This window comes from Burkholderia singularis (assembly GCF_001718875.1).
Lineage (GTDB): Bacteria > Pseudomonadota > Gammaproteobacteria > Burkholderiales > Burkholderiaceae > Burkholderia > Burkholderia singularis.
The window spans coordinates 2,570,913-2,591,971 of record NZ_CP013448.1 but is presented as its reverse complement, the minus strand read 5'-3'; the positions used below and the strand labels follow the sequence as shown (position 1 = coordinate 2,591,971).

14 protein-coding genes are annotated in these 21,059 nt (G+C 65.0%); 9 read left to right on the top strand and 5 right to left on the bottom strand.

Annotation, left to right across the window (positions count from 1 at the left end; translation table 11 throughout):
• Positions 1-90 precede the first annotated feature (90 nt).
• Both scpB and rluB read left to right on the top strand, forming a co-directional pair.
• Positions 91-1,407, top strand: a complete 1,317-nt coding sequence (gene scpB / locus AQ611_RS11465) for an SMC-Scp complex subunit ScpB (protein ID WP_083237301.1) — start codon at positions 91-93, stop codon at positions 1,405-1,407.
• A gap of 63 nt (positions 1,408-1,470) precedes the next feature.
• Positions 1,471-3,120: a 23S rRNA pseudouridine(2605) synthase RluB gene (gene rluB, locus AQ611_RS11460; RefSeq protein ID WP_069234591.1), complete on the top strand. Its 1,650-nt coding sequence runs from the start codon at positions 1,471-1,473 to the stop codon at positions 3,118-3,120.
• A 227-nt stretch (positions 3,121-3,347) separates the two neighbouring features.
• Here the strand turns inward: rluB and AQ611_RS26130 are convergent, their stop codons facing one another.
• Positions 3,348-3,851 carry a hypothetical protein gene (locus tag AQ611_RS26130; protein ID WP_146011789.1) on the bottom strand — a complete coding sequence of 168 codons (504 nt, stop codon included), beginning with the start codon at positions 3,849-3,851 and terminating at the stop codon, positions 3,348-3,350.
• A 254-nt stretch (positions 3,852-4,105) separates the two neighbouring features.
• Between AQ611_RS26130 and rimP the strand changes: the two genes are divergently transcribed.
• From rimP to truB, 5 genes are all read left to right on the top strand, one after another.
• Entirely contained in the window at positions 4,106-4,567 is a 462-nt protein-coding gene (gene rimP / locus AQ611_RS11450) for a ribosome maturation factor RimP (protein WP_004193908.1), read from the top strand.
• Entirely contained in the window at positions 4,564-6,039 is a 1,476-nt protein-coding gene (gene nusA / locus AQ611_RS11445) for a transcription termination factor NusA (RefSeq protein ID WP_069234589.1), read from the top strand. Before rimP ends, nusA begins: the two co-directional genes overlap by 4 nt.
• A 91-nt stretch (positions 6,040-6,130) precedes the next feature.
• Positions 6,131-9,046 (top strand): translation initiation factor IF-2, encoded by a 2,916-nt coding sequence (gene infB, locus AQ611_RS11440; protein ID WP_059518521.1) that lies wholly within the window; start codon positions 6,131-6,133, stop codon positions 9,044-9,046.
• 107 nt (positions 9,047-9,153) lie between these two features.
• Positions 9,154-9,522, top strand: coding sequence for a 30S ribosome-binding factor RbfA (gene rbfA / locus AQ611_RS11435; RefSeq protein WP_059518519.1), 369 nt, complete (start codon positions 9,154-9,156; stop codon positions 9,520-9,522).
• Positions 9,523-9,546: 24 nt separating this feature from the next.
• A complete protein-coding gene (gene truB / locus AQ611_RS11430; protein ID WP_069234588.1) occupies positions 9,547-10,482 on the top strand; it encodes a tRNA pseudouridine(55) synthase TruB in 936 nt (311 codons plus the stop codon).
• Positions 10,483-10,603: 121 nt separating this feature from the next.
• Here the strand turns inward: truB and AQ611_RS11425 are convergent, their stop codons facing one another.
• The 4 genes from AQ611_RS11425 to AQ611_RS11410 all read right to left on the bottom strand — a co-directional run bounded on the left by AQ611_RS11425 (position 10,604) and on the right by AQ611_RS11410 (position 15,613).
• Positions 10,604-12,163, bottom strand: coding sequence for a DHA2 family efflux MFS transporter permease subunit (locus AQ611_RS11425; protein ID WP_059518515.1), 1,560 nt, complete (start codon positions 12,161-12,163; stop codon positions 10,604-10,606).
• Between the two features lie 34 nt (positions 12,164-12,197).
• Positions 12,198-13,439 (bottom strand): HlyD/EmrA/EmrK family protein, encoded by a 1,242-nt coding sequence (locus AQ611_RS11420; protein WP_069234587.1) that lies wholly within the window; start codon positions 13,437-13,439, stop codon positions 12,198-12,200.
• 68 nt (positions 13,440-13,507) lie between these two features.
• Positions 13,508-15,019 (bottom strand): efflux transporter outer membrane subunit, encoded by a 1,512-nt coding sequence (locus tag AQ611_RS11415; RefSeq protein WP_069234586.1) that lies wholly within the window; start codon positions 15,017-15,019, stop codon positions 13,508-13,510.
• Positions 15,020-15,106: 87 nt separating this feature from the next.
• Positions 15,107-15,613, bottom strand: coding sequence for a MarR family winged helix-turn-helix transcriptional regulator (locus AQ611_RS11410; RefSeq protein ID WP_059518508.1), 507 nt, complete (start codon positions 15,611-15,613; stop codon positions 15,107-15,109).
• Between the two features lie 279 nt (positions 15,614-15,892).
• Between AQ611_RS11410 and typA the strand changes: the two genes are divergently transcribed.
• Both typA and AQ611_RS11400 read left to right on the top strand, forming a co-directional pair.
• Positions 15,893-17,719, top strand: a complete 1,827-nt coding sequence (gene typA, locus AQ611_RS11405; RefSeq protein ID WP_059518506.1) for a translational GTPase TypA — start codon at positions 15,893-15,895, stop codon at positions 17,717-17,719.
• A 388-nt stretch (positions 17,720-18,107) separates the two neighbouring features.
• On the top strand, positions 18,108-20,972 hold the full coding sequence (locus tag AQ611_RS11400; protein WP_059518504.1) for a 2-oxoglutarate dehydrogenase E1 component: 2,865 nt from the start codon (positions 18,108-18,110) through the stop codon (positions 20,970-20,972).
• Positions 20,973-21,059: the final 87 nt, after the last annotated feature.

The following is a 21,059-nucleotide window of genomic DNA, read 5'->3' as shown; positions in this document are numbered from 1 at the left end:
GACCGATCAGAATCGGGCGAGCGCGTCTTCCGTTCCTTACGTCTGTTCGATTGATCCGGTTCGTTTGACCACAGGGTCTGACTTAGCTGCATGAATACCCAAGAGGCGAAAATCGTCCTCGAGACTGCTTTGATCTGCGCGCAGGAACCGCTGAAGCTCGGCGATTTGCGCAAGCTCTTCGTCGACAGCGTGTCGGCGGATACAGTCCGAACACTGCTCGAAGATCTGAAACAGGAGTGGTCCGGCCGCGGCGTGGAACTCGTTGGGTTGGCGTCGGGCTGGCGCTTCCAGAGCAAGCCGGCGATGCGCACTTATCTCGACCGGCTGCACCCGGAAAAACCGCCGAAATATTCGCGGGCGGTGCTGGAGACGCTGGCGATCATCGCGTACCGGCAGCCGGTGACGCGCGGCGACATCGAGGAAATTCGCGGTGTCACGGTCAACACGCAGGTTGTCAAGCAGCTGGAGGATCGCGGCTGGATCGAGGTGATCGGTCATCGCGACGTGCCGGGGCGTCCGGCGCTCTACGCGACGACGAAGCAGTTTCTTGACGACCTCGGCCTGGCGGCGCTCGACGATCTGCCGGCCCTCGAAGAACCCGCCGCGCATCTGGAGGCGAGCCTGCTCGCGCAGCAGGCCATCGATTTCCCGGATGACGATGCACAAAGCGGCGCGATTGCGGAAGCCGACGAAGCGGCGCCGCCGGGTGGCGACGCGCAGTCCGATATTGTTGGCGGCGCGGCGGGCCGCGCCGGTTCGGCCGGGCCGGTGGAGAGCGCCGGCTCGGACGTATCGGACGACATGGTCGAGGATGCCGCCGTTGCCGACGGCAGCGGCGCGGTGCCAGCCGGGCCGGCTGGGGCCGAAGATGCTGGTCGTCCCGCCCTCGGCGGTGAGTCGGCTGCATCGGTTGAAACGGCGGTGTGCGGCGACGGGCCGGCGAATGCGCAGCCTGTTGCCGGCGATGGTGCGGCGGCGCATGTCGAGGATGAACAAACGATTGCGCATGACAGCGCCTCGTCGTCGATCGAATTTGCAGGCGGCGGTGCGGCACTCCTGCGCGCCGAATCGGCTGGCGCGCCGGCGGATGCGCCCGCGCATCGGGGCGCCGCGGCGAATGAGGATGGCGTCGCGGCGACGGATACAGCCAATCGCGAGGTGACCGCCGAGCCGGCGGTGGGCCGAGTGAAGCAGGAAGAAGACCCAGGCCAGATCGGCGGCGTCCGCAGCGACGCCGGGCCGGTCCAGGCGCACGTGCAGCAGGCGTTGGACGATTCGTCCGGCAGTCTTGCCGACGCCGTGCGCAGTTCAAGCGAGGCGGCCCCCGGGCACGCGCAGCAGGACGGCGAGGCGCCGCGCATCGATGATGCGCCGGACGTCGAGGCGCCCGAGCAACACCGCGCGTGAAAACGGGCGACCAACCCTAGCCGTGCCCGTGACGGGCGCGAGACCTGACATTTTGAGGTTGTTTTGACAGATATCCACGACATCGATTCGTCTGAAGCCGCGCATGCCGTCGCGGTGGCGCGCGCCGACGATGCGCGCGAGCAGCCTGCTCAGACCCAGGATGCGGGCGGCGAAGAGCGCCCGCGCCGCGGTCTGCGGCGCGGTCCGCGCAGCTTGATCGCACGCCGTCGCGCGGCTGCGAAATCGAAGAATACCGATAGCGCGGAGCAACCCGACCCAATGGCGGCGGGCGATGCCGGCGCGGCGAAGGCGCCGGCGCGCGCGCCGCGCAATCAGGATGCGGCCGCGAAAGCGCAGCGCAAACCGGCGGCAGCCGGCAAGCGCGAAGGTGCCGCGCGGCAGCAGGGCAAGCGCAGCGCGCCGGCGGCCGCCGAGGCGAGCCAGGACGATTTGTTTGCGTATGTGATTTCGCCCGCGTTCGATGCCGATAACAATTCGCAGGGCGGTGGCGTGCGCGCGCCGATGCTGCGCCGTGGCCGCCAGGGGCAGCAGCCGAAGCGCGTGCTGTCGCCGGATGACGATGCACCGAAGTTGCATAAGGTGCTGGCGGAGGCAGGCATGGGTTCGCGCCGCGAGATGGAGGAGCTGATCATCGCCGGCCGCGTGTCGGTCAATGGCGAGCCTGCGCATATCGGCCAGCGGATCATGCCGACCGACCAGGTTCGAATCAACGGCAAGCCAGTCAAGCGCAAGCTTCCGAACAAGCCGCCGCGTGTGCTGCTCTATCACAAACCGACCGGCGAGATCGTGAGTCATGCTGATCCGGAAGGGCGGCCGTCGGTGTTCGACCGGCTGCCGCCGATGAAGACTGCGAAGTGGCTCGCGGTCGGCCGCCTCGATTTCAATACCGAAGGTCTGTTGATGTTGACGACGTCGGGCGATCTCGCGAACCGCTTCATGCATCCGCGCTATAGCGTCGAGCGCGAGTATGCGGTGCGGGTCGTCGGCGAGCTGACCGAGGCGTCGCGCCAAAAGCTGCTGCATGGCGTCGAACTCGACGACGGTCCGGCGAACTTCCTGCGCATTCGCGACGGCGGCGGCGAGGGGACGAATCATTGGTATCACGTCGCGCTTGCGGAAGGGCGCAATCGCGAGGTACGCCGGATGTTCGAGGCGGTTGGCCTGATGGTGAGCCGTCTGATCCGCACGCGTCACGGCCCGATTCCGCTGCCGCGCGGCCTGAAGCGCGGCCGCTGGGAGGAGCTGGATGACGCACAGGTGCGCCGCCTGATGGCGGCGGTCGGACTGAAAGTGCCGACCGACGACAAAGGCAAGCGCGGCGGTCCGGCCGAGCGCCGCCAGCCTGATCCGATGCAGACGTCGATGGGCTTTATCAGCCGCGAGCCGGTGCTGACGGCGCACGGTCAACTCGATCAGCCTCGCCGAGGCCGGCGCGGCCTGGCGGGCGGCGGCGGTTTCGGCGCCGGTCTCGGCGGTTACTCGAGCCTGCCGGCATATGGCGGCGGCGCGCGCCAAGGCGGCCGCGATATCGACGGCAACCGCGCGTCCTATGGCGCCGGTGGCAACAAGCGCGGCGCCGGCGGCAAGGGCGGCCGAAACGCGAATGGCAATCGGGCCGACGGGAATGCGGGCGGCGGCCGCAATAATGGCCAACCGCATATGCCGCCGCGTAATCGCTCGCGCGGCCGGTAAGCGACAAAACTGGCGAAAGGCCGGCGTAAACTCGTTGCGTGGCGGCGGCACTCCTGGCCGCGCGCCGAAGCCGGGCAAAGCCCTGAAACCGGCTGCTCAGCTCATGCCGGCCGGTTCCGCCGCGCTTGGCGCAACCGGCGCGGCTCATTTCTCCATGTGCTGCGGTGGCCTTGCGCTGCCGAGCATGCCGTGCGATCGGCGGTGGGGATCTCGAGTCTCGTCGAATTTCATGCATAATTTTTTGCCGACGCGTTCGATGCCGTGAACCGCGTCGTCGCACGCGATTGCCACACGTTTTTCGTCGTGCCTGCGATGCCGATACGGCTAAGGACTGCCTCGCGATGCTCAATCACGAGGGTTCGCAATACATGTCTATGCAGCACCTTCAGTCCGGAAATGTGGCGCTCGAGCAAGGCTCGCGTTGCCGCTTGGAAGGAAATCGTGGTTTCGCGGCTGCGTCGGTTGTACCGGTTGCTGGAACGGCAGGTGCAGGGCGCACGCTGATCTTGCGGCTTGCTCACCGCCGCTTTCGCGCGAGCCTTGCGCGGTTCGGGTGCACAAAGGCCGGCAAGTCGTTGCCGGCGGCCACGGCGATAATGACGAGAGGCGCGGCGGCGCATTTCATTTCGTCGGGTTTTTAATCGTTTGTCTGGCCGGCAGGCTGCGCAAATCGCCGTCCGCCACGCTTTGCCATAATCCCGGATGTTGCAAATGCCCCGCAAAATTCCCATTTCGGGCCGATTTTGCGCCGAATTGGCGGGGTGGCGCTTTGCGTCCGGCCCAGAACTCGCTATAATCGCAAAGTCGCTGGGCGTACGGATTCGATGTGCAGCTCAGGTGCGACCACCGGTAACAAGATGGGCGTTGCGCCCATTTTTTTTTGCCGAAACGGTTGGGCATCTCGGGTAGCGCTTCCTGCGCCGGCTAAGGCGCGCGTTCAGCGGGTGAATCGCGAGGGGCGGGCGCGGACACCTGAGAGGACACTGTGCAACTGACGGAACTGATAGAAACCACGGTCACGGGGCTCGGCTACGAGCTCGTGGATCTCGAGCGCACCGGGCGCGGCATGGTCTGCGTCTACATCGATCAGCCCGCCGGCATTACGATCGACGATTGCGAGAAGGTCACGCGTCAGCTCCAGCACGTACTGACGGTCGAAAACATCGATTACGAACGGCTCGAGGTCTCGTCGCCGGGGCTCGACCGGCCGTTGAAGAAGCTGGCTGATTTCACGCGTTTCGCGGGCAGCGAAGCCGTCATCACCCTGAAAAAGCCGTTGGACGGACGCAAGACGTACCGTGGCATTCTGCATGCGCCGAACGGCGAGACGATCGGTTTGGAATTTGAGAGGAAGAAAGGCGAGGCCGCGATGCTGGATTTCACGCTGGCCGATATCGACAAAGCTCGCCTGATTCCGCACGTTGACTTTAGGAGCCGCAAACAATGAGTCGCGAAGTGTTGATGTTGGTGGATGCGCTGGCGCGCGAAAAGAACGTCGACAAGGACGTCGTGCTGGGCGCGCTCGAAGCCGCGCTTGCATCGGCATCCAAGAAACTGTTCGATGAGGGCGCCGAGATCCGCGTCCACATCGATCGCGAAAGCGGCGAACACGAAACCTTCCGGCGCTGGCTGGTCGTGCCCGACGAGGCCGGGCTGCAGGAGCCGGATCGCGAGATCCTGCTGTTCGAGGCGCGTGAGCAGAAGCCGGACGTCGAGGTGGGCGACTACATCGAGGAATCGGTGCCGTCGATCGAATTCGGCCGCATCGGCGCGCAGGCGGCCAAGCAGGTGATCCTGCAGAAGGTGCGCGATGCCGAGCGCGAGCAGATCCTGAACGACTATCTGGAGCGCGGCGAGAAGATCATGACCGGCACGGTGAAGCGGCTCGACAAGGGCAATTTCATCGTCGAATCGGGGCGCGTCGAGGCGCTGCTGCGCCGTGACCAGCTCATTCCGAAGGAAAACCTGCGCGTCGGCGACCGTGTGCGCGCGTACATCGCGAAGGTCGACCGCACCGCGCGCGGCCCGCAGATCGAGCTGTCGCGCACCGCGCCCGAATTCCTGATGAAGCTTTTCGAGATGGAAGTGCCGGAAATCGAGCAGGGTCTGCTCGAGATCAAGGCGGCGGCGCGCGATCCCGGCGTGCGCGCGAAGATCGGCGTCGTCGCATACGACAAGCGGATCGACCCGATCGGCACCTGCGTCGGCATCCGCGGCTCGCGCGTGCAGGCGGTGAGAAACGAGCTTGGTGGCGAAAACATCGACATCGTGCTATGGTCGGACGATCCCGCCCAGTTCGTCATCGGCGCGCTTGCGCCGGCGGCCGTCCAGTCGATCGTCGTCGACGAGGAAAAGCATTCGATGGATGTGGTCGTCGACGAGAGCGAGCTGGCCGTCGCGATCGGCCGTAGCGGCCAGAACGTTCGCCTTGCCAGCGAGCTGACCGGCTGGCAGATCAACATCATGACGCCGGACGAATCCGCGCAGAAGCAAAACGAAGAGCGCGACACGCTGCGCAGCCTCTTCATGGCGCGCCTCGACGTCGACGAGGAAGTTGCCGATATCCTGATCGATGAGGGCTTTACGAGTCTCGAAGAGATCGCCTATGTGCCGTTGAACGAAATGCTCGAGATCGAGGCGTTCGACGAGGACACCGTCCACGAGTTGCGCAACCGCGCGCGCGATGCGCTGTTGACGATGGCGATCGCGAACGAGGAGAAGGTCGAGAATGCCGCGCTCGATTTGAAGAGCCTGGAAGGCGTGACGCCCGAGCTGGTCGCGAAGCTCGCCGAGCACGGCGTGCAGACGCGCGACGATCTCGCGGAGCTGGCGGTTGACGAACTCACCGAGATGACGGGCGTCGACGAGGAGGCGGCGAAGGCGCTGATCATGAAGGCGCGCGAACACTGGTTCCAATGAGACACGATCATGGCGAACTGATTTGCTGGCGGCCGGAAGGCCTGACCCGATGCTAACCGCAAGGAATCGGTCCTTGCACTAAGAGGAATGAATGGCGAGTAACAACGTAGCCCAATTTGCCGCGGAACTGAAAATGCCTGCTGGTGTGCTGCTCGAACAACTGCAGGCTGCGGGCGTCCAGAAAGCGAGCGAGGACGATGCGCTGTCGGAGACGGACAAGGCGCGTCTGCTCGATCATTTGCGCAAGTCGCACGGTGCGACCGATGGCGACAAGCGCAAGATCACGCTGACTCGCCGACATACGTCCGAGATCAAGCAGGCCGATGCGACGGGTAAGGCTCGTACCATTCAGGTCGAAGTGCGCAAGAAGCGCACGTTCGTCAAGCGCGACGACGTCAACGAGGCGGGCGCCGAGCAGGCGCACGCCGACGAGCAGGCGGACGCCGAACTCAAGCGTCGCGAGGAAGAGGCGCGCCGCGAGGCCGAACTGCTCGAGAAGCAGGCGCAGGAGCTGCGCGAGCGCCAGGAGCGCCTCGAGCGCGAGGAGGCCGAGCGCCGTGCCCGCGAGGAAGCCGCGGAGGCCGAGCGACGTCGCGCGGAAGAGGAAGCGGCGGCCAAGCGCGCGGCCGAAGCCGCGCAGGCCGCGGCCCGGGAAGAGGCGGCTGCGGCGCAGCGCGCGCAGTCCCAACAATCCACGCAGGAGGAAGAGCGCGCGGCCGCCGAGCGCGCCGCGCAGCGGGAAGCGGCGAAGAAGGCCGAGGATGCTGCGCGCGAGGCTGCCGAGAAGGCGCGCGCGGAGCAGGAGGAAATCCGCAAGCGCCGCGAAGCCGCCGAGGCGGAAGCGCGCGCGATTCGCGAAATGATGAACACGCCGCGCCGCGCGCAGGTGAAGGCGCCCGAGCCGAAGCCGGCCGCGGCGCCGCCTGCCGCGAAGGCTGCGGAGGCGAAGGGCACGCTTCACAAGCCGGCAAAGCCGGCCGGCGAGGCGTCCGCTGCCGCGCGTCCCGCGCCGAAGAAGGCGGCGGGCGGCGGCGCGCCGGCCGCGCCCGCCACGTCGGCGCCAGCAGGCGATCGCAACAAGAAGCCGGGCGGCGGCAAGGGCGGCTGGCAGGATGACGCCGCCAAACGCCGCGGGATCAAGACGCGCGGCGATTCGAGCGGCGGCGTCGATCGCGGCTGGCGCGGCGGCCCGAAGGGGCGCGGCAAGCACCAGGACAATGCGTCGTCGTTCCAGGCGCCGACCGAGCCGATCGTGCGGGAAGTGCACGTGCCGGAAACCATCTCGGTGGCCGATCTGTCGCACAAGATGGCCATCAAGGCATCGGAAGTCATCAAGGTGATGATGAAGATGGGCCAGATGGTCACGATCAATCAGGTGCTCGACCAGGAAACGGCGATGATCGTCGTCGAGGAGCTGGGCCATCGTGCGGTCGCGGCGAAGCTCGACGACCCGGAAGCGCTTCTCGTCGAAGGCGAGGCCGGCAGCGACGCGGAGCAACTGACGCGTCCGCCGGTGGTGACCGTGATGGGTCACGTCGACCACGGCAAAACGTCGCTGCTCGACTACATCCGCCGCGCGAAAGTCGCAGCGGGCGAAGCGGGCGGCATCACGCAGCACATCGGCGCGTATCACGTCGAAACGCCGCGCGGCGTCGTCACGTTCCTCGACACGCCGGGTCACGAGGCGTTTACGGCGATGCGCGCGCGTGGCGCGAAGGCAACCGACATCGTGGTTCTGGTGGTGGCAGCCGATGACGGCGTGATGCCGCAGACGAAGGAAGCGATCGCGCACGCGAAAGCGGGCGGGGTGCCGATCGTCGTTGCGATCAACAAGATCGACAAGCCGGAGGCGAATCCGGACCGCGTGAAGCAGGAACTCGTCGCGGAAGGTGTCGTGCCGGAAGAGTACGGCGGCGATTCGCCGTTCGTGCCGGTGTCGGCGAAGACGGGCTCGGGTATCGACGATCTGCTCGAAAACGTGCTGCTGCAAGCGGAAGTGCTCGAATTGAAGGCGCCTGTCGAGGCGCCGGCAAAGGGCCTCGTGATCGAAGCGAAGCTCGACAAGGGCAAGGGTCCGGTCGCGACGGTGCTTGTGCAGTCCGGCACGCTGAACCGCGGCGACATCGTGCTTGCGGGCACGGCCTACGGCCGCGTGCGCGCGATGCTCGACGAGAACGGCAAGCCGACGAAGGAAGCCGGCCCGTCGATTCCGGTCGAAATCCAGGGCCTGTCCGAAGTGCCGGGCGCGGGCGAGGAAGTGATCGTGCTGCCGGACGAGCGCAAGGCGCGCGAAATCGCGCTGTTCCGTCAGGGCAAGTTCCGCGACGTGAAGCTCGCGAAGCAGCAGGCAGCGAAGCTTGAAAGCATGCTCGAGCAGATGGGCGAAGGCGAAGTGCAAAACCTGCCGCTCATCATCAAGGCGGACGTGCAGGGCTCGCAGGAAGCGCTGGTGCAATCGCTGCTCAAGCTGTCGACCAACGAAGTGCGCGTGCAGATCGTGCACAGCGCGGTGGGCGGCATCAGCGAAAGCGACGTCAACCTGGCGACCGCATCGAAGGCCGTCATCATCGGCTTCAATACGCGCGCCGATGCGCAGGCACGCAAGCTTGCCGAAGCGAATGGCATCGATATCCGCTACTACAACATCATCTACGACGCCGTGGATGAGGTGAAGGCGGCGATGTCGGGCATGCTCGCGCCGGAGAAGCGCGAGGTCGTGACGGGCATGGTCGAGGTGCGCCAGGTGTTCAAGGTGCCGAAGGTCGGCACGGTCGCCGGCTGTATGGTGACGGACGGCATCGTCAAGCGCTCGTCGTCGGTGCGCGTGCTGCGCAACAACGTCGTGATCTTCACGGGCGAACTCGAATCGCTCAAACGCTTCAAGGATGACGTGAAGGAAGTGAAGCAAGGCTTCGAGTGCGGTATGTCGGTCAAGAACTTCAACGATATCGTCGAAGGCGATCAGTTCGAAGTGTTCGAAGTCACCGAAGTCGCGCGGACGCTGTAAGACGGCGCGCAGGCTCATGGGCGGGGCAGGCGCGGGCCTGTCCCGCCCATTTTCATGGCGGCGTGAGCCGCGCATGGCCGGCTGCCCCAAGCAATGACGGATTCATCATGACGAAAAAACGTACTTCTCCCAATCGCAACGTGCAGATCGCCGATCAGATCCAGCGCGATTTGTCCGAGCTGATCATGCGCGAGGTGAAGGATCCGCGGATCGGGATCGTGACGATTCAGAGCGTCGAACTCACGCCCGATTACGCGCATGCGAAAGTGTTCTTCACGACGCTGACGGGCGACCCCGCCGGCACGCAGGAAGCGCTCAATCACGCGGCGGGCCATCTGCACAATCTGCTTTTCAAGCGCCTGCACATTCATACGGTGCCGACGCTGCATTTCCATTACGACCAGACGATCGAGAAGGCCGTCGCGATGTCGCGCCTGATCGACGAGGCGAACGCGACGCGCGCGAAGGACGATTGAGCGACGATTTCTTGCGCGTTGACCATGACGACTGTTTCACCTCGCCCCCGAATCGCGCGCCGTGCGCTCGACGGCGTGCTGCTGCTCGACAAACCGGTCGGGCTGTCCAGCAACGATGCGCTGATGCGCGCCAAGCGCCTCTATCTGGCCAAGAAGGCAGGCCACACGGGCACGCTCGATCCGCTCGCATCAGGGTTGCTGCCGCTGTGTTTCGGCGAAGCGACGAAGTTCTCGCAGGATTTGCTCGACGCCGACAAGACTTATGAGGCGACGATGCGTCTCGGCGTGCGCACGGCGACGGGCGACGCCGAAGGCGAGGTGCTCGAGACGCGCGACGTGCGTTGTGCGCCGGCCGATGTCGAGGCGGTGCTCGCGCGGTTCGTCGGCGATATCGTGCAGGTTCCGCCGATGTATTCGGCGCTCAAGCGCGACGGCAAGCCGCTTTACGAATATGCGCGGGCCGGCCAGACGGTCGAGCGGGAGGGGCGCGCGGTGTCGATCCGCGCGCTCGACATGCTGTCGTGCACGCTGCCCGACGTGACGTTTCGCGTGACGTGCAGCAAGGGCACCTATGTGCGCACGCTGGCCGAGGATCTCGGCGGCGCGCTCGGCTGCGGCGGGCATCTGACGATGCTGCGCCGCACGGCTGTCGGCGCGTTGACGCTCGAGCATGCGGTGACGCTCGATGCGTTGGCGAACGCGACGCAGCACGAGCGCGATGCGTGGCTGCGGCCGGTCGACGCGCTGCTGTCGACTTTTCCGCGCGTGAAGCTCGATGCGGCGCTCGCCGAGCGCTTTGTGCACGGTCAGCGTTTGCCGCTTGCCGAACTGGCCGCGCGGCCGGACATCGGTGACGGCGCGCGCGTGCGCGTCTACGACGGCGACGATCGCTTGCTCGGCGTCGCGCGCGCGGCTCACGGCGTGCTTGCGCCGCAGCGGCTTGTCGTGACGGGCGAATAGCCGCGCCGCCGGGGCTTTTCGGCCATCCGGCGATTGAATATCGCGATGTGTGCGTGAAACGAAACGCCCGGCTCGAAGGCCGGGCGTTTTCACAAGCAATACACGGCGCGCGCCGCGTCTTTCAGTGCGCCGCCGACGCCGCGGCGCTCGAATCGCCGCCGCCCGCCCGCTCGGGCTTCGTGATCCAGATGAGCCCGATCAGCAGCACGAAAATCGCCGCCGAGATGTAGAAGAGATCGTTGACGCCCAGCTGCGCGGCCTGCTGCGTCGCGAGATTGTTGATGAGCCCGTGCGCCTGCGACGGCGTGAGGCCGAGCCGCCCCATCTGATCGACCGCCTGGTTGAATGCCGGATTGTACGGATTGGCCTGCTCGACGAGCTGCGCGTGGTGGAAATTGTTCCGGTGATCCCACGCGGTCTGGAAGATCGACGTGCCGATGCCGCCGCACATGATCCGCACGAAGTTCGACAGCCCCGATGCGGCCGGAATCCGGTGGCCGGGCAGGCCCGACAGCGTGATCGATACGAGCGGAATGAAGAAGCCCGCCATCGCGATGCCCTGAATGAAGGTCGGCACCATCAGCGACCATTCGTCGACGCCCGTCGTATAGCGCGAGCGCATCCAGAAGCAGAGCGCGAAGAACAGGAACGCCGCCGTCGCGATATAGCGCGGATCGGTGCGCGGCAGGATCTTGCCCGTCAGCGGCGACAGCAGGATCGCGAAGAAGCCGACCGGCGCCATCACGAGGCCGGCGTCGGTCGCGGTGTAGCCGATCTGCGTTTGCAGCCACAGCGGCAGCAGCACCAGATTGCCGAAGTAGAGCCCATAGCCGACCGATAGCGAAATCGTGCCACCCGTGAAATTGCGCATCCGGAACAGCGACAGGTCGACGACCGGGTGCTCGGCCGTCAGCTCCCAGATCACGAAGAACGCGAACGCGATCACGGCGGTCAGCGCGAGCACGATGATCGTCGTCGATGCGAACCAGTCGAGATCCTTGCCTTTGTCGAGCATGATTTGCAGCGAGCCGACCCAGAGAACGAGCAACGCGAGCCCGACGCCGTCGATCGGCGCATGGCGCACCGGCGACTCGCGCTTGCTGTAGATCATCCACGTCACGCCCGCGGCCGCGATACCGACCGGGATGTTCACGTAGAAAATCCACGGCCACGTGTAGTTGTCGGAGATCCAGCCGCCGAGAATCGGCCCGGCCACCGGCGCGACGAGCGTCGTCATCGACCACAGCGCGAGCGCCATCGGCGCTTTCGCGCGCGGGTAGCTCGACAGCAGCAGCGATTGCGACAGCGGAATCATCGGCCCGGCGACCGCGCCTTGCAGCACGCGCGACGCGAGCAGGAACGGCAGCGTCGGCGCGAGCCCGCACATCCACGACGAGATCACGAACAGGATGATCGACGCGAGAAACAGCCGCACCTGGCCGATGCGCTCGGTGAGCCAGCCGGTGAGCGGCACGGAGATCGCGTTCGCGACCGCGAACGACGTGATGACCCACGTGCCTTGGTCAGACGATACGCCGAGATCGCCCGAGATCGTCGGGATCGCGACGTTCGCGATCGACGTGTCGAGCACGTTCATGAACACGGCGAGCGACACCGCGATCGTGCCGAGCACGAGTTGCCCGCCTTTGAGCGGGGGATACGGAGCTTGTGGCTGTGCCATGCTGGGTTATCGGATCAATGTGCGGATCATGCGTTTACATCAGATTCGGCATACGGTTGCCGGCCGTCTTCGCCGCCGCGGCCGGCGCGGGAGCCGCGCTCGCCGCCGCGCCGCCGGCGTTCGCGGCGATGATGCGCGCGATCTCGGCATCCGCCTCGTCGCCATACTTCGCGAACACGTCGGTCTCGTAGACGGTGTTCTGCACGTTGCCGAGCTGGCCGCCGCTTTCGTCCTTGATGTCGACGTCGACTTGCATCGACAGGCCGATGCGCAGCGGATGGTCCTTCAACTGCTTGGGATCGAGCTCGATGCGCACCGGCAGGCGTTGCACGACCTTGATCCAGTTACCCGTCGCGTTCTGCGCGGGCAGCAGCGAGAACGCCGCGCCCGTGCCCGCCGAGAAGCCGACCACCTTGCCTTGGTACTTGACCGACGAGCCGTAGATATCGGCCGTCAGCTCGACCGGTTGGCCGATCCGCATATGCTTCAATTGCACTTCCTTGAAATTCGCGTCCACCCACACCGCATTGAGCGGCACCACCGACATCAGCGGCGTGCCCGGCGACACGCGCTGGCCGACCTGCACCGAGCGCTTCGCGACATAGCCGGTGACGGGCGCGGGCAGCGTGTTGCGCGCGTTGTTCAAATACGCGTCGCGGACCTTCGCGGCGGCGGCGAGCACGTTCGGATGATTGGCGATCGTCGTGTTCGCGGTCAGCGCGCGGTTCGACGCGAGCTGCTGCTGCGCGGCGTCGAGCGACGCTTGAGCGGCTTTCACCGCATCGCGCGCATGCGAAATTTCTTCTTGCGACACGGCACCCGTCTGCGCGATCGCGAGCCGGCGGCGCAGGTCGTCCTGCGCCTTCGACAGATCGGACTGGCGCAGCGCGACTTGCGCGCGATATTGATCGTCGTTGACGAACAGGCCGCGCACCTGGCGCACGGTTTGCGCGAGATTCGCCTCGGCCTGCTGCAGCGCGACTTGCGAATCGGCCGGATCGAGCACGACGAGCGGGGTGCCGGCATTGACTGTCTGCGTGTCGTCCGCCTTCACCGCGATCACGGTGCCGGTCACCTGCGGGGTGATCTGCACCACGTTGCCGTTCACGTATGCGTCGTCGGTCGTTTCGTGGAAGCGCGCGACGAGGAAATAGTAAAGCCCATAGGCAATCGCGGCGATCACGATCACGGCAATGAGCAGCGTCATCATCCGCTTGCGCTTGCCGTTGTTCTGCGGCTGTGTGCTCGCTGCCGCGTTTTGTTGTGGGTCGCTCATGGCGAGTTCTCCGTCCTTGATTTAAAGCGGGTGGTTTTCGAGAGTCGTCGATCTGGAGTCGGCCGGCTTTAGTTCGATGCCTGCTGCGCATCGGCCGGTTTCGCGGCCGGCGCGGGCGCGGCAGACGGCGCGGGCGCGGCGAGCCGCGAACCGGCCGCGTCAAAGCCGCCGCCAAGCGCCTTCACGAGGCCGATTTGCAGATCGCGGCGGCGCATCTTCAGGTTCGTCACCGTCTGTTCGGCGGCGAGCCGGCTGCTGTCCGCGTTCAGCACCTGCAACTGCGGCGACAGGCCCGCCTTGTAGCGGATCACCGCGAGTTCGTATGCACGTGTCGACGCATCGAGCGCGCGCTGCGCGTCGCCCATTTGCGCGTCGATCGCGCGGATCGACGAGACGTGGGTCGCGACGTCGGACAGCGCGTTGACGATCGCCTGGTTGTAGTTGGCGACGCTCAAATCGAAGTCCGCGTAGCGGCCTTTCAACTGCGCGCGCAACGCGCCCGCGTCGAACAGCGGCAGATGGATCGCCGGGCCGATTTGCGCCTGACGGCTCGCGAAATTCAGGAATTTGCCCCAGCCGAACGCATCGAAGCCGAAGCCCGCGGCGAGGTTGATGTCCGGGTAGAACTCGGCCTTCGCTTCCTTGACGTCGTGCAGCGCCGCTTCGACCTGCCAGCGCGCGGCGACGATATCCGGCCGGCGCGACACGAGATCGGCGGGCAGGTTGTCCGGCAGCGCGACCACGTCGCCCGGACTCAGCACGGGCGCCGCGATCTGCAGCCCGCGATCGGGGCCTTTGCCGAGCAGCGCGGCGAGCTGATAGCGCGTGGCGGTGATCTGGCCGTCGAGATCGGACAGCGTTGCCTGGCTCGTCGCGACATTGCCGCGCGCGGTTTGGCGCTCGACATTCGTATCGAGGCCGGCGCCGACGCGATCGTCAGTGATCTTGCCGACCGACTGGCGGTTGCCGATCTCGCGCGAGGCGATGTCGCGCTGCGCATAGAGTTGCGCGAGCTGGTTGTAGGTGCGCGCGACCGAGGTCGCGAGGGTGACGCGCGCCTGCTGCATGTCGGCTTGCGCGGCCTTTTCCTGCGACACGGCTGCATTCAGGCGCGCGCGATTCTTGCCCCACAGATCAAGCTCCCAGGACGCGCTCGCGAGCACGTTGTTTTCGCTGTACCACTGGCCCCCGTAGGGCGGCGGAAACAGGCCGTTGCCGGAGTACAGCTCGCGGGTCCACGAATACTTGAGGTCCGCGCGCGGCAGCAGCGCCGAGCGCGACGATTCGATATACGACGACGCCTGCGCGATGCGCGCCTGCGCTTGCGCGATCGTCGGATTGCCTTCTAGGGCCTCGTCGATCAGCTTCGGCAACTGAGGATCGCCGAACTGGCTCGCCCAGTCGAGCGTCGGCCAGCGGCCGCCCTGCGCGGGTAGGCTTTGCGCGCTTTCGAATTGGGTGGCCGGCGCGATCGTCTTATCGCTCTTGATGCCGAAATAGTTCGCGCACCCCGACAGTACGAGCACGGCAGCCGCGACGGCAATGGCGCTGCGACTGGCGGACAACGGAAGGGTTTTCATCGCGGATTTTCCTGACTCGGAATCGGATTCTGAAGAGATCATGGACACTGCAAGGATTTCCTTACATTTATTTGTCGAAAATGCCTGTTATGACAATGGTTGCATAGTGGTACTGGTGGCGGCCGGACACTCGCCGAAATTCGATAGGATGCGTCGCAGCATACTCTTCAGAAAGCCGACTTCCTCAGGCGTGAAGCCTTCGAGTACCTGATCGAGCACGCTGCGGAAGATGGCCGGCATGCGGCTCGCGAGCGCATGCCCTTCGTCGGTCAGCTCGAGCCGCACGACCCGCCGGTCGTTGCTGCAGCGCACGCGCCGCAGCAGCCCGCGTTTTTCGACGCGATCGAGCAGGCGCGTGACAGCGCTCGCATCGATGCCGAATTCGCGCGCAAGTTCGGCGGCCGTCGAGCAATGGCCAATGGCAAGCTTGAACAGCATGCTCGCCTGGGTGCCGGTGATGCCAAGCTCGGTTTGCGTGCGCTGCGTGATCAGGCTGCTCATCAGTGATTTCACGCGGGACATCAGGTAACCGACGCTATCGTTCATCTGATACTCGAACAGCTCGCGGTCGAACGAAGGAGAAGGGTCCGCCATAAGTTCCCTGAGACTACAATAATTGACTAGGCAGCATTATAGGCCCAGATAATTGCTGCGGCAAATATTAATCGAAGCCGAATTCATCCGCTGACGCGCAAAAATAGCCCTGCTGCAAGTGGGTTCATCGGGCGGCGCGCGGCCGCCGTGCCGCGGCGCGGCCCCGGTGGGGTGGGCGACATGCCGGCGTGCTATAATTTGAGGCTTTCCAAAGATGCAAACGCGCGCGCATCGCCCGATGCGCGCGCGTTTGCGCGTTTCCTTCGTATCCAGGTTTCTATGACCCGCGCCCTTCGCAACATCGCCATCATCGCTCACGTCGACCACGGCAAGACGACGCTCGTCGATCAACTGCTTCGCCAGTCCGGCACCTTCCGCGAGAATCAGCAGATCGCCGAACGGGTGATGGATTCGAACGACATCGAAAAGGAGCGCGGAATCACGATTCTCGCGAAGAACTGCGCGGTCGAATATGAGGGCACGCACATCAATATCGTCGACACGCCGGGGCACGCGGATTTCGGCGGCGAGGTCGAGCGCGTGCTGTCGATGGTCGATTCGGTGTTGCTGCTCGTCGATGCGGTGGAGGGACCGATGCCGCAGACGCGCTTCGTCACGAAAAAGGCGCTGGCGCTCGGCCTGAAGCCGATCGTCGTCATCAACAAGATCGACCGCCCGGGCGCGCGGATCGACTGGGTGATCAACCAGACGTTCGACCTGTTCGACAAGCTCGGCGCGACCGAGGAGCAGCTCGACTTCCCGATCGTTTATGCATCGGGCCTGAACGGTTACGCGTCGCTCGATGCGGCCGCGCGCGATGGCGACATGCGCCCGCTGTTCGAGGCAATCCTCAAGCACGTGCCGGTGCGTCCGGCCGACCCGGATGCGCCGCTGCAACTGCAGATCACGTCGCTCGACTACTCGACATACGTCGGCCGGATCGGCGTCGGCCGCATCACCCGCGGACGCATCAAGCCGGGCCAGCCGGTCGCGATGCGCTTCGGGCCGCAAGGCGAGGTGCTGAACCGCAAGATCAACCAGGTGCTGTCGTTCAAGGGCCTCGAGCGGGTGCAGGTGGAATCGGCCGAGGCGGGCGATATCGTGCTCATCAACGGCATCGAGGACGTCGGCATCGGTGCGACGATCTGCGCGGTGGACGCGCCCGAAGCGCTGCCGATGATCACGGTCGACGAGCCGACGCTGACGATGAACTTTCTCGTCAACTCGTCGCCGCTCGCGGGCCGCGAAGGCAAGTTCGTCACGAGCCGTCAGATCCGCGATCGCCTGATGAAGGAGTTGAATCACAACGTCGCGCTGCGCGTGAAAGATACGGGCGACGAGACGGTGTTCGAAGTGTCGGGCCGCGGCGAGCTGCATCTGACGATCCTGGTCGAGAACATGCGTCGCGAGGGCTATGAGCTTGCGGTGTCGCGTCCGCGCGTCGTGATGCAGGAGATCGACGGCGTCAAGCACGAGCCATACGAACTGCTGACGGTCGATCTCGAGGACGAGCATCAGGGCGGCGTGATGGAGGAACTGGGCCGCCGCAAGGGCGAGATGCTCGATATGGTGTCGGACGGGCGCGGCCGCACGCGCCTTGAGTACCGGATTCCGGCGCGCGGGCTGATCGGTTTTCAGAGCGAATTCTTGACGCTTACGCGCGGCACCGGCCTGATGAGCCACATCTTCGATTCGTATGCGCCCGTCAAGGAAGGCTCGGTCGGCGAGCGCCGCAACGGCGTGCTGATTTCGCAGGACGACGGCGCGGCGGTGGCGTATGCGCTGTGGAAGCTGCAGGATCGCGGCCGCATGTTCGTGAAGCCGGGCGACGCGCTGTACGAAGGCATGATCATCGGCATTCACAGCCGCGACAACGATCTCGTCGTCAATCCGATCAAGGGCAAGCAATTGACGAACGTGCGCGCATCGGGCACCGATGAGGCGGTGCGTCTCGTGCCGCCGATTCAGATGTCGCTCGAATACGCGGTCGAATTCATCGACGACGACGAACTCGTCGAGGTGACGCCGCAGTCGATCCGTCTGCGCAAGCGCCACTTGAAGGAGCACGAGCGCCGCCGCGCGAGCCGCGAAAACGCGGTCGAGTAAGCCGCGCCCGTCGTGGCGGCGCGTGCGTCGCGCGCGCACGCTGCGCGTGACGCCGCATCGCCGCCCGCATGCCGCCAAGCCGCCCGAGGCCGTTGTCTCGGGCGGCTTTTTTGCGCGCTCGGCAAGATCCGTCCGTTCCCCGGAAAAACTCTGTTGCGCACAGCCGACGCAATCTGTGCGAAACCGTGCGAAAGCCCGTCACGACGGGCTTTCGGCCTCTTTGTCTCCCCGCTTGACACAAGGGTTTTGTGATATGCTGCGCGCACGCAAGTTTTAGGTCCTTCCAAGCAAGACTTGATTCGCGCAATCCGCTAAACGGTCAGGCCGTGTCGCGGAAGGTTGAGTAACCCGCTATTTCTCGAGAAGCTCGAAGAAAGGTGAGCGTCAAATGTCAGATGTAATGAAGCAGTTCCAGCTGAACTCGTATTTGTTCGGCGGCAACGCTTCGTATGTTGAAGAACTGTACGAAGCCTATCTGGATAATCCGGCGTCGGTCCCCGACAATTGGCGCGAATATTTCGACGCACTGCAAAACGTCCCCGCGACAGATGGTTCCAACGCGAGCGACGTGGCCCATAACCCGATCGTCGAATCATTCGCGCAGCGCGCGAAGGCCAATGCCTTCATTCCGCGCGAAAGCGGCAGCAATTTGGCTACCGCCCGCAAGCAAGTCCACGTTCAGACGCTCATCAGCGCCTATCGCTTCCTCGGCTCGCAATGGGCCAACCTCGATCCCCTGAAGCGCCGCGAGCGTCCCGCGATTCCCGAGCTGGAACCCGCGTTCTACGATTTCTCCGAAGCCGATCTCGACCAGACGTTCAGCGCGAGCAACCTGTATTTCGGGTTCGAGCAGGCTTCGCTGCGCGATATCGTGAAGGGCCTGCGCGACACGTATTGCGGCACGATCGGCGCTGAGTACATGTATCTCAGCGATCCGGAGCAGAAGCGCTGGTGGCAGGAGCGCCTCGAATCGATCCGCGCGACGCCGAATTTCTCGGCCGACAAGAAGAAACACATCCTGAACCGCTTGACGGCCGCCGAAGGCCTCGAGCGCTATTTGCACACGAAGTACGTCGGCCAGAAGCGCTTCTCGCTCGAAGGCGGCGAGAGCTTCATCGCGTCGATGGACGAGGTGGTGCAGCACGCGGGCTCGAAGGGCGTGCAGGAGATCGTGATCGGGATGGCGCACCGCGGCCGTCTGAACGTGCTCGTGAACACGCTCGGCAAGATGCCGGCTGATCTGTTCGCCGAATTCGAAGGCAAGCACGTCGACGATCTGCCGGCGGGCGACGTGAAGTATCACAAGGGCTTCTCGTCGGACATCGCGACGGAAGGCGGCCCGGTTCACTTGTCGCTCGCGTTCAACCCGTCGCACCTGGAAATCGTCAACCCGGTCGTCGAGGGCTCGGCGAAGGCGCGGATGGACCGTCGCGGCGACGCGGACGGCCTGCAGGTGCTGCCGGTGCAGATTCACGGCGACGCGGCGTTCGCGGGTCAGGGCGTCGTGATGGAGACGCTGAATCTCGCGCAGACGCGCGGCTACGGCACGCACGGCACGCTGCACATCGTCATCAACAATCAGATCGGCTTCACGACGTCGGACCCGCGCGACGCGCGCTCGACGCTGTATTGCACCGACGTCGTCAAGATGATCGAAGCGCCGGTGCTGCACGTGAATGGCGACGATCCGGAGGCCGTCGTGCTCGCGACGCAGATCGCGATCGACTACCGGATGCAGTTCCACAAGGATGTCGTGATCGACATCGTCTGCTTCCGCAAGCTCGGCCACAACGAGCAGGACACGCCGGCCGTCACGCAGCCGCTGATGTACAAGAAGATCGCGCAGCATCCGGGCACGCGCGCGCTGTACGCGGAGAAACTGGTCCAGCAAGGCGTGATCACCGCCGAAGAAGCGGATGGCTATGTGAAGGCGTACCGCAAGGCGATGGACGACGGCCATCACACGGTCGATCCGGTGCTGTCGAACTACAAGAGCAAGTACGCGGTCGACTGGATGCCGTTCCTGAACCGCAAATGGACGGATGCGGCGGACACCGCGGTGCCGCTCGCCGAACTCAAGCGCCTGGGCGAGCGCATTACGACGGTGCCGGAGAATTTCAAGGTTCACCCGCTCGTCGAGCGCGTGATCAACGATCGCCGCAACATGGCGCGCGGCGAGCAGCCGCTCGACTGGGGCATGGGCGAGCATCTCGCGTATGCATCGCTGGTCGCATCGGGCTATGCGGTGCGTCTGACCGGCCAGGATTCCGGCCGCGGCACGTTCACGCACCGTCATGCGGTGCTGCACGACCAAAACCGCGAACGCTGGAACGACGGAACATACGTGCCGCTGCAGAACATCGCCGAAGGCCAGGCGAAGTTCACGGTGATCGACTCGGTGCTGTCCGAGGAAGCTGTGCTCGGCTTCGAATACGGCTACTCGACCGCGGAGCCGAATACGCTCGTCGCATGGGAAGCGCAGTTCGGCGATTTCGCAAACGGCGCGCAGGTGGTGATCGACCAGTTCATCTCGTCGGGCGAAGTGAAGTGGGGCCGCGTGTCGGGGCTCACGATGCTGCTGCCGCACGGCTATGAAGGCCAGGGGCCGGAGCATTCGTCGGCGCGCATCGAGCGCTATCTGCAGCTTTGCGCGGAGCACAACATGCAAGTCGTTCAGCCGACGACGCCCGCGCAGATCTTCCACCTGCTGCGCCGCCAGATGATCCGCCTGTTCCGCAAGCCGCTCATCGTGTTCACGCCGAAGTCGCTGCTGCGTCACAAGGAGGCGGTGTCGGATCTGTCGGAACTCGCGAAGGGTTCGTTCCAGCCGGTGCTGGGCGAAGTCGACGACAGCATCGACGCGAAGAAGGTCAAGCGCGTGATCGTCTGCTCGGGCCGCGTGTATTACGACCTCGTCGCGCATCGTCGCGAAGCGAAAGCGAACGACGTCGCGATCGTGCGTATCGAGCAGCTTTATCCGTTCGCGCACAAGCAGTTCGAGGCTGAACTGAAGAAGTACGAGAACGTGACGGAAGTGGTCTGGGTGCAGGACGAGCCGCAAAATCAGGGCCCGTGGTTCTACATCGAACACCACCTGAAGGAAGGCTTGAAGGAAGGGCAGAAGCTCGCGTACAGCGGCCGCCCGGCTTCCGCCTCTCCGGCTGTCGGCTATTACGCGAAGCACTACGAGCAGCAGAAGGCCCTCGTCGAGGGCGCATTCGGCCGCTTGAAGAGCGCATCGATCGTGAAATAACAGACGTTGCGGCACGCAGGGGCGCGTCGCGCACCCTGCGTGCGCGGCCGGCCGCGTGCGCTCGAACAAACGAACGCGTTCGAGCGC

Coding starts and splice junctions, on each gene's coding strand:
- scpB (WP_083237301.1), top strand. CDS start 91: ATGAATACCCAAGAGGCGAAAATCGTCCTCGAGACTGCTTTGATCTGC.
- AQ611_RS26130 (WP_146011789.1), bottom strand. CDS start 3,851: ATGGGAATTTTGCGGGGCATTTGCAACATCCGGGATTATGGCAAAGCG.
- nusA (WP_069234589.1), top strand. CDS start 4,564: ATGAGTCGCGAAGTGTTGATGTTGGTGGATGCGCTGGCGCGCGAAAAG.
- infB (WP_059518521.1), top strand. CDS start 6,131: ATGGCGAGTAACAACGTAGCCCAATTTGCCGCGGAACTGAAAATGCCT.
- rbfA (WP_059518519.1), top strand. CDS start 9,154: ATGACGAAAAAACGTACTTCTCCCAATCGCAACGTGCAGATCGCCGAT.
- truB (WP_069234588.1), top strand. CDS start 9,547: ATGACGACTGTTTCACCTCGCCCCCGAATCGCGCGCCGTGCGCTCGAC.
- AQ611_RS11425 (WP_059518515.1), bottom strand. CDS start 12,163: ATGGCACAGCCACAAGCTCCGTATCCCCCGCTCAAAGGCGGGCAACTC.
- AQ611_RS11420 (WP_069234587.1), bottom strand. CDS start 13,439: ATGAGCGACCCACAACAAAACGCGGCAGCGAGCACACAGCCGCAGAAC.
- AQ611_RS11415 (WP_069234586.1), bottom strand. CDS start 15,019: ATGAAAACCCTTCCGTTGTCCGCCAGTCGCAGCGCCATTGCCGTCGCG.
- AQ611_RS11410 (WP_059518508.1), bottom strand. CDS start 15,613: ATGGCGGACCCTTCTCCTTCGTTCGACCGCGAGCTGTTCGAGTATCAG.
- typA (WP_059518506.1), top strand. CDS start 15,893: ATGACCCGCGCCCTTCGCAACATCGCCATCATCGCTCACGTCGACCAC.
- AQ611_RS11400 (WP_059518504.1), top strand. CDS start 18,108: ATGTCAGATGTAATGAAGCAGTTCCAGCTGAACTCGTATTTGTTCGGC.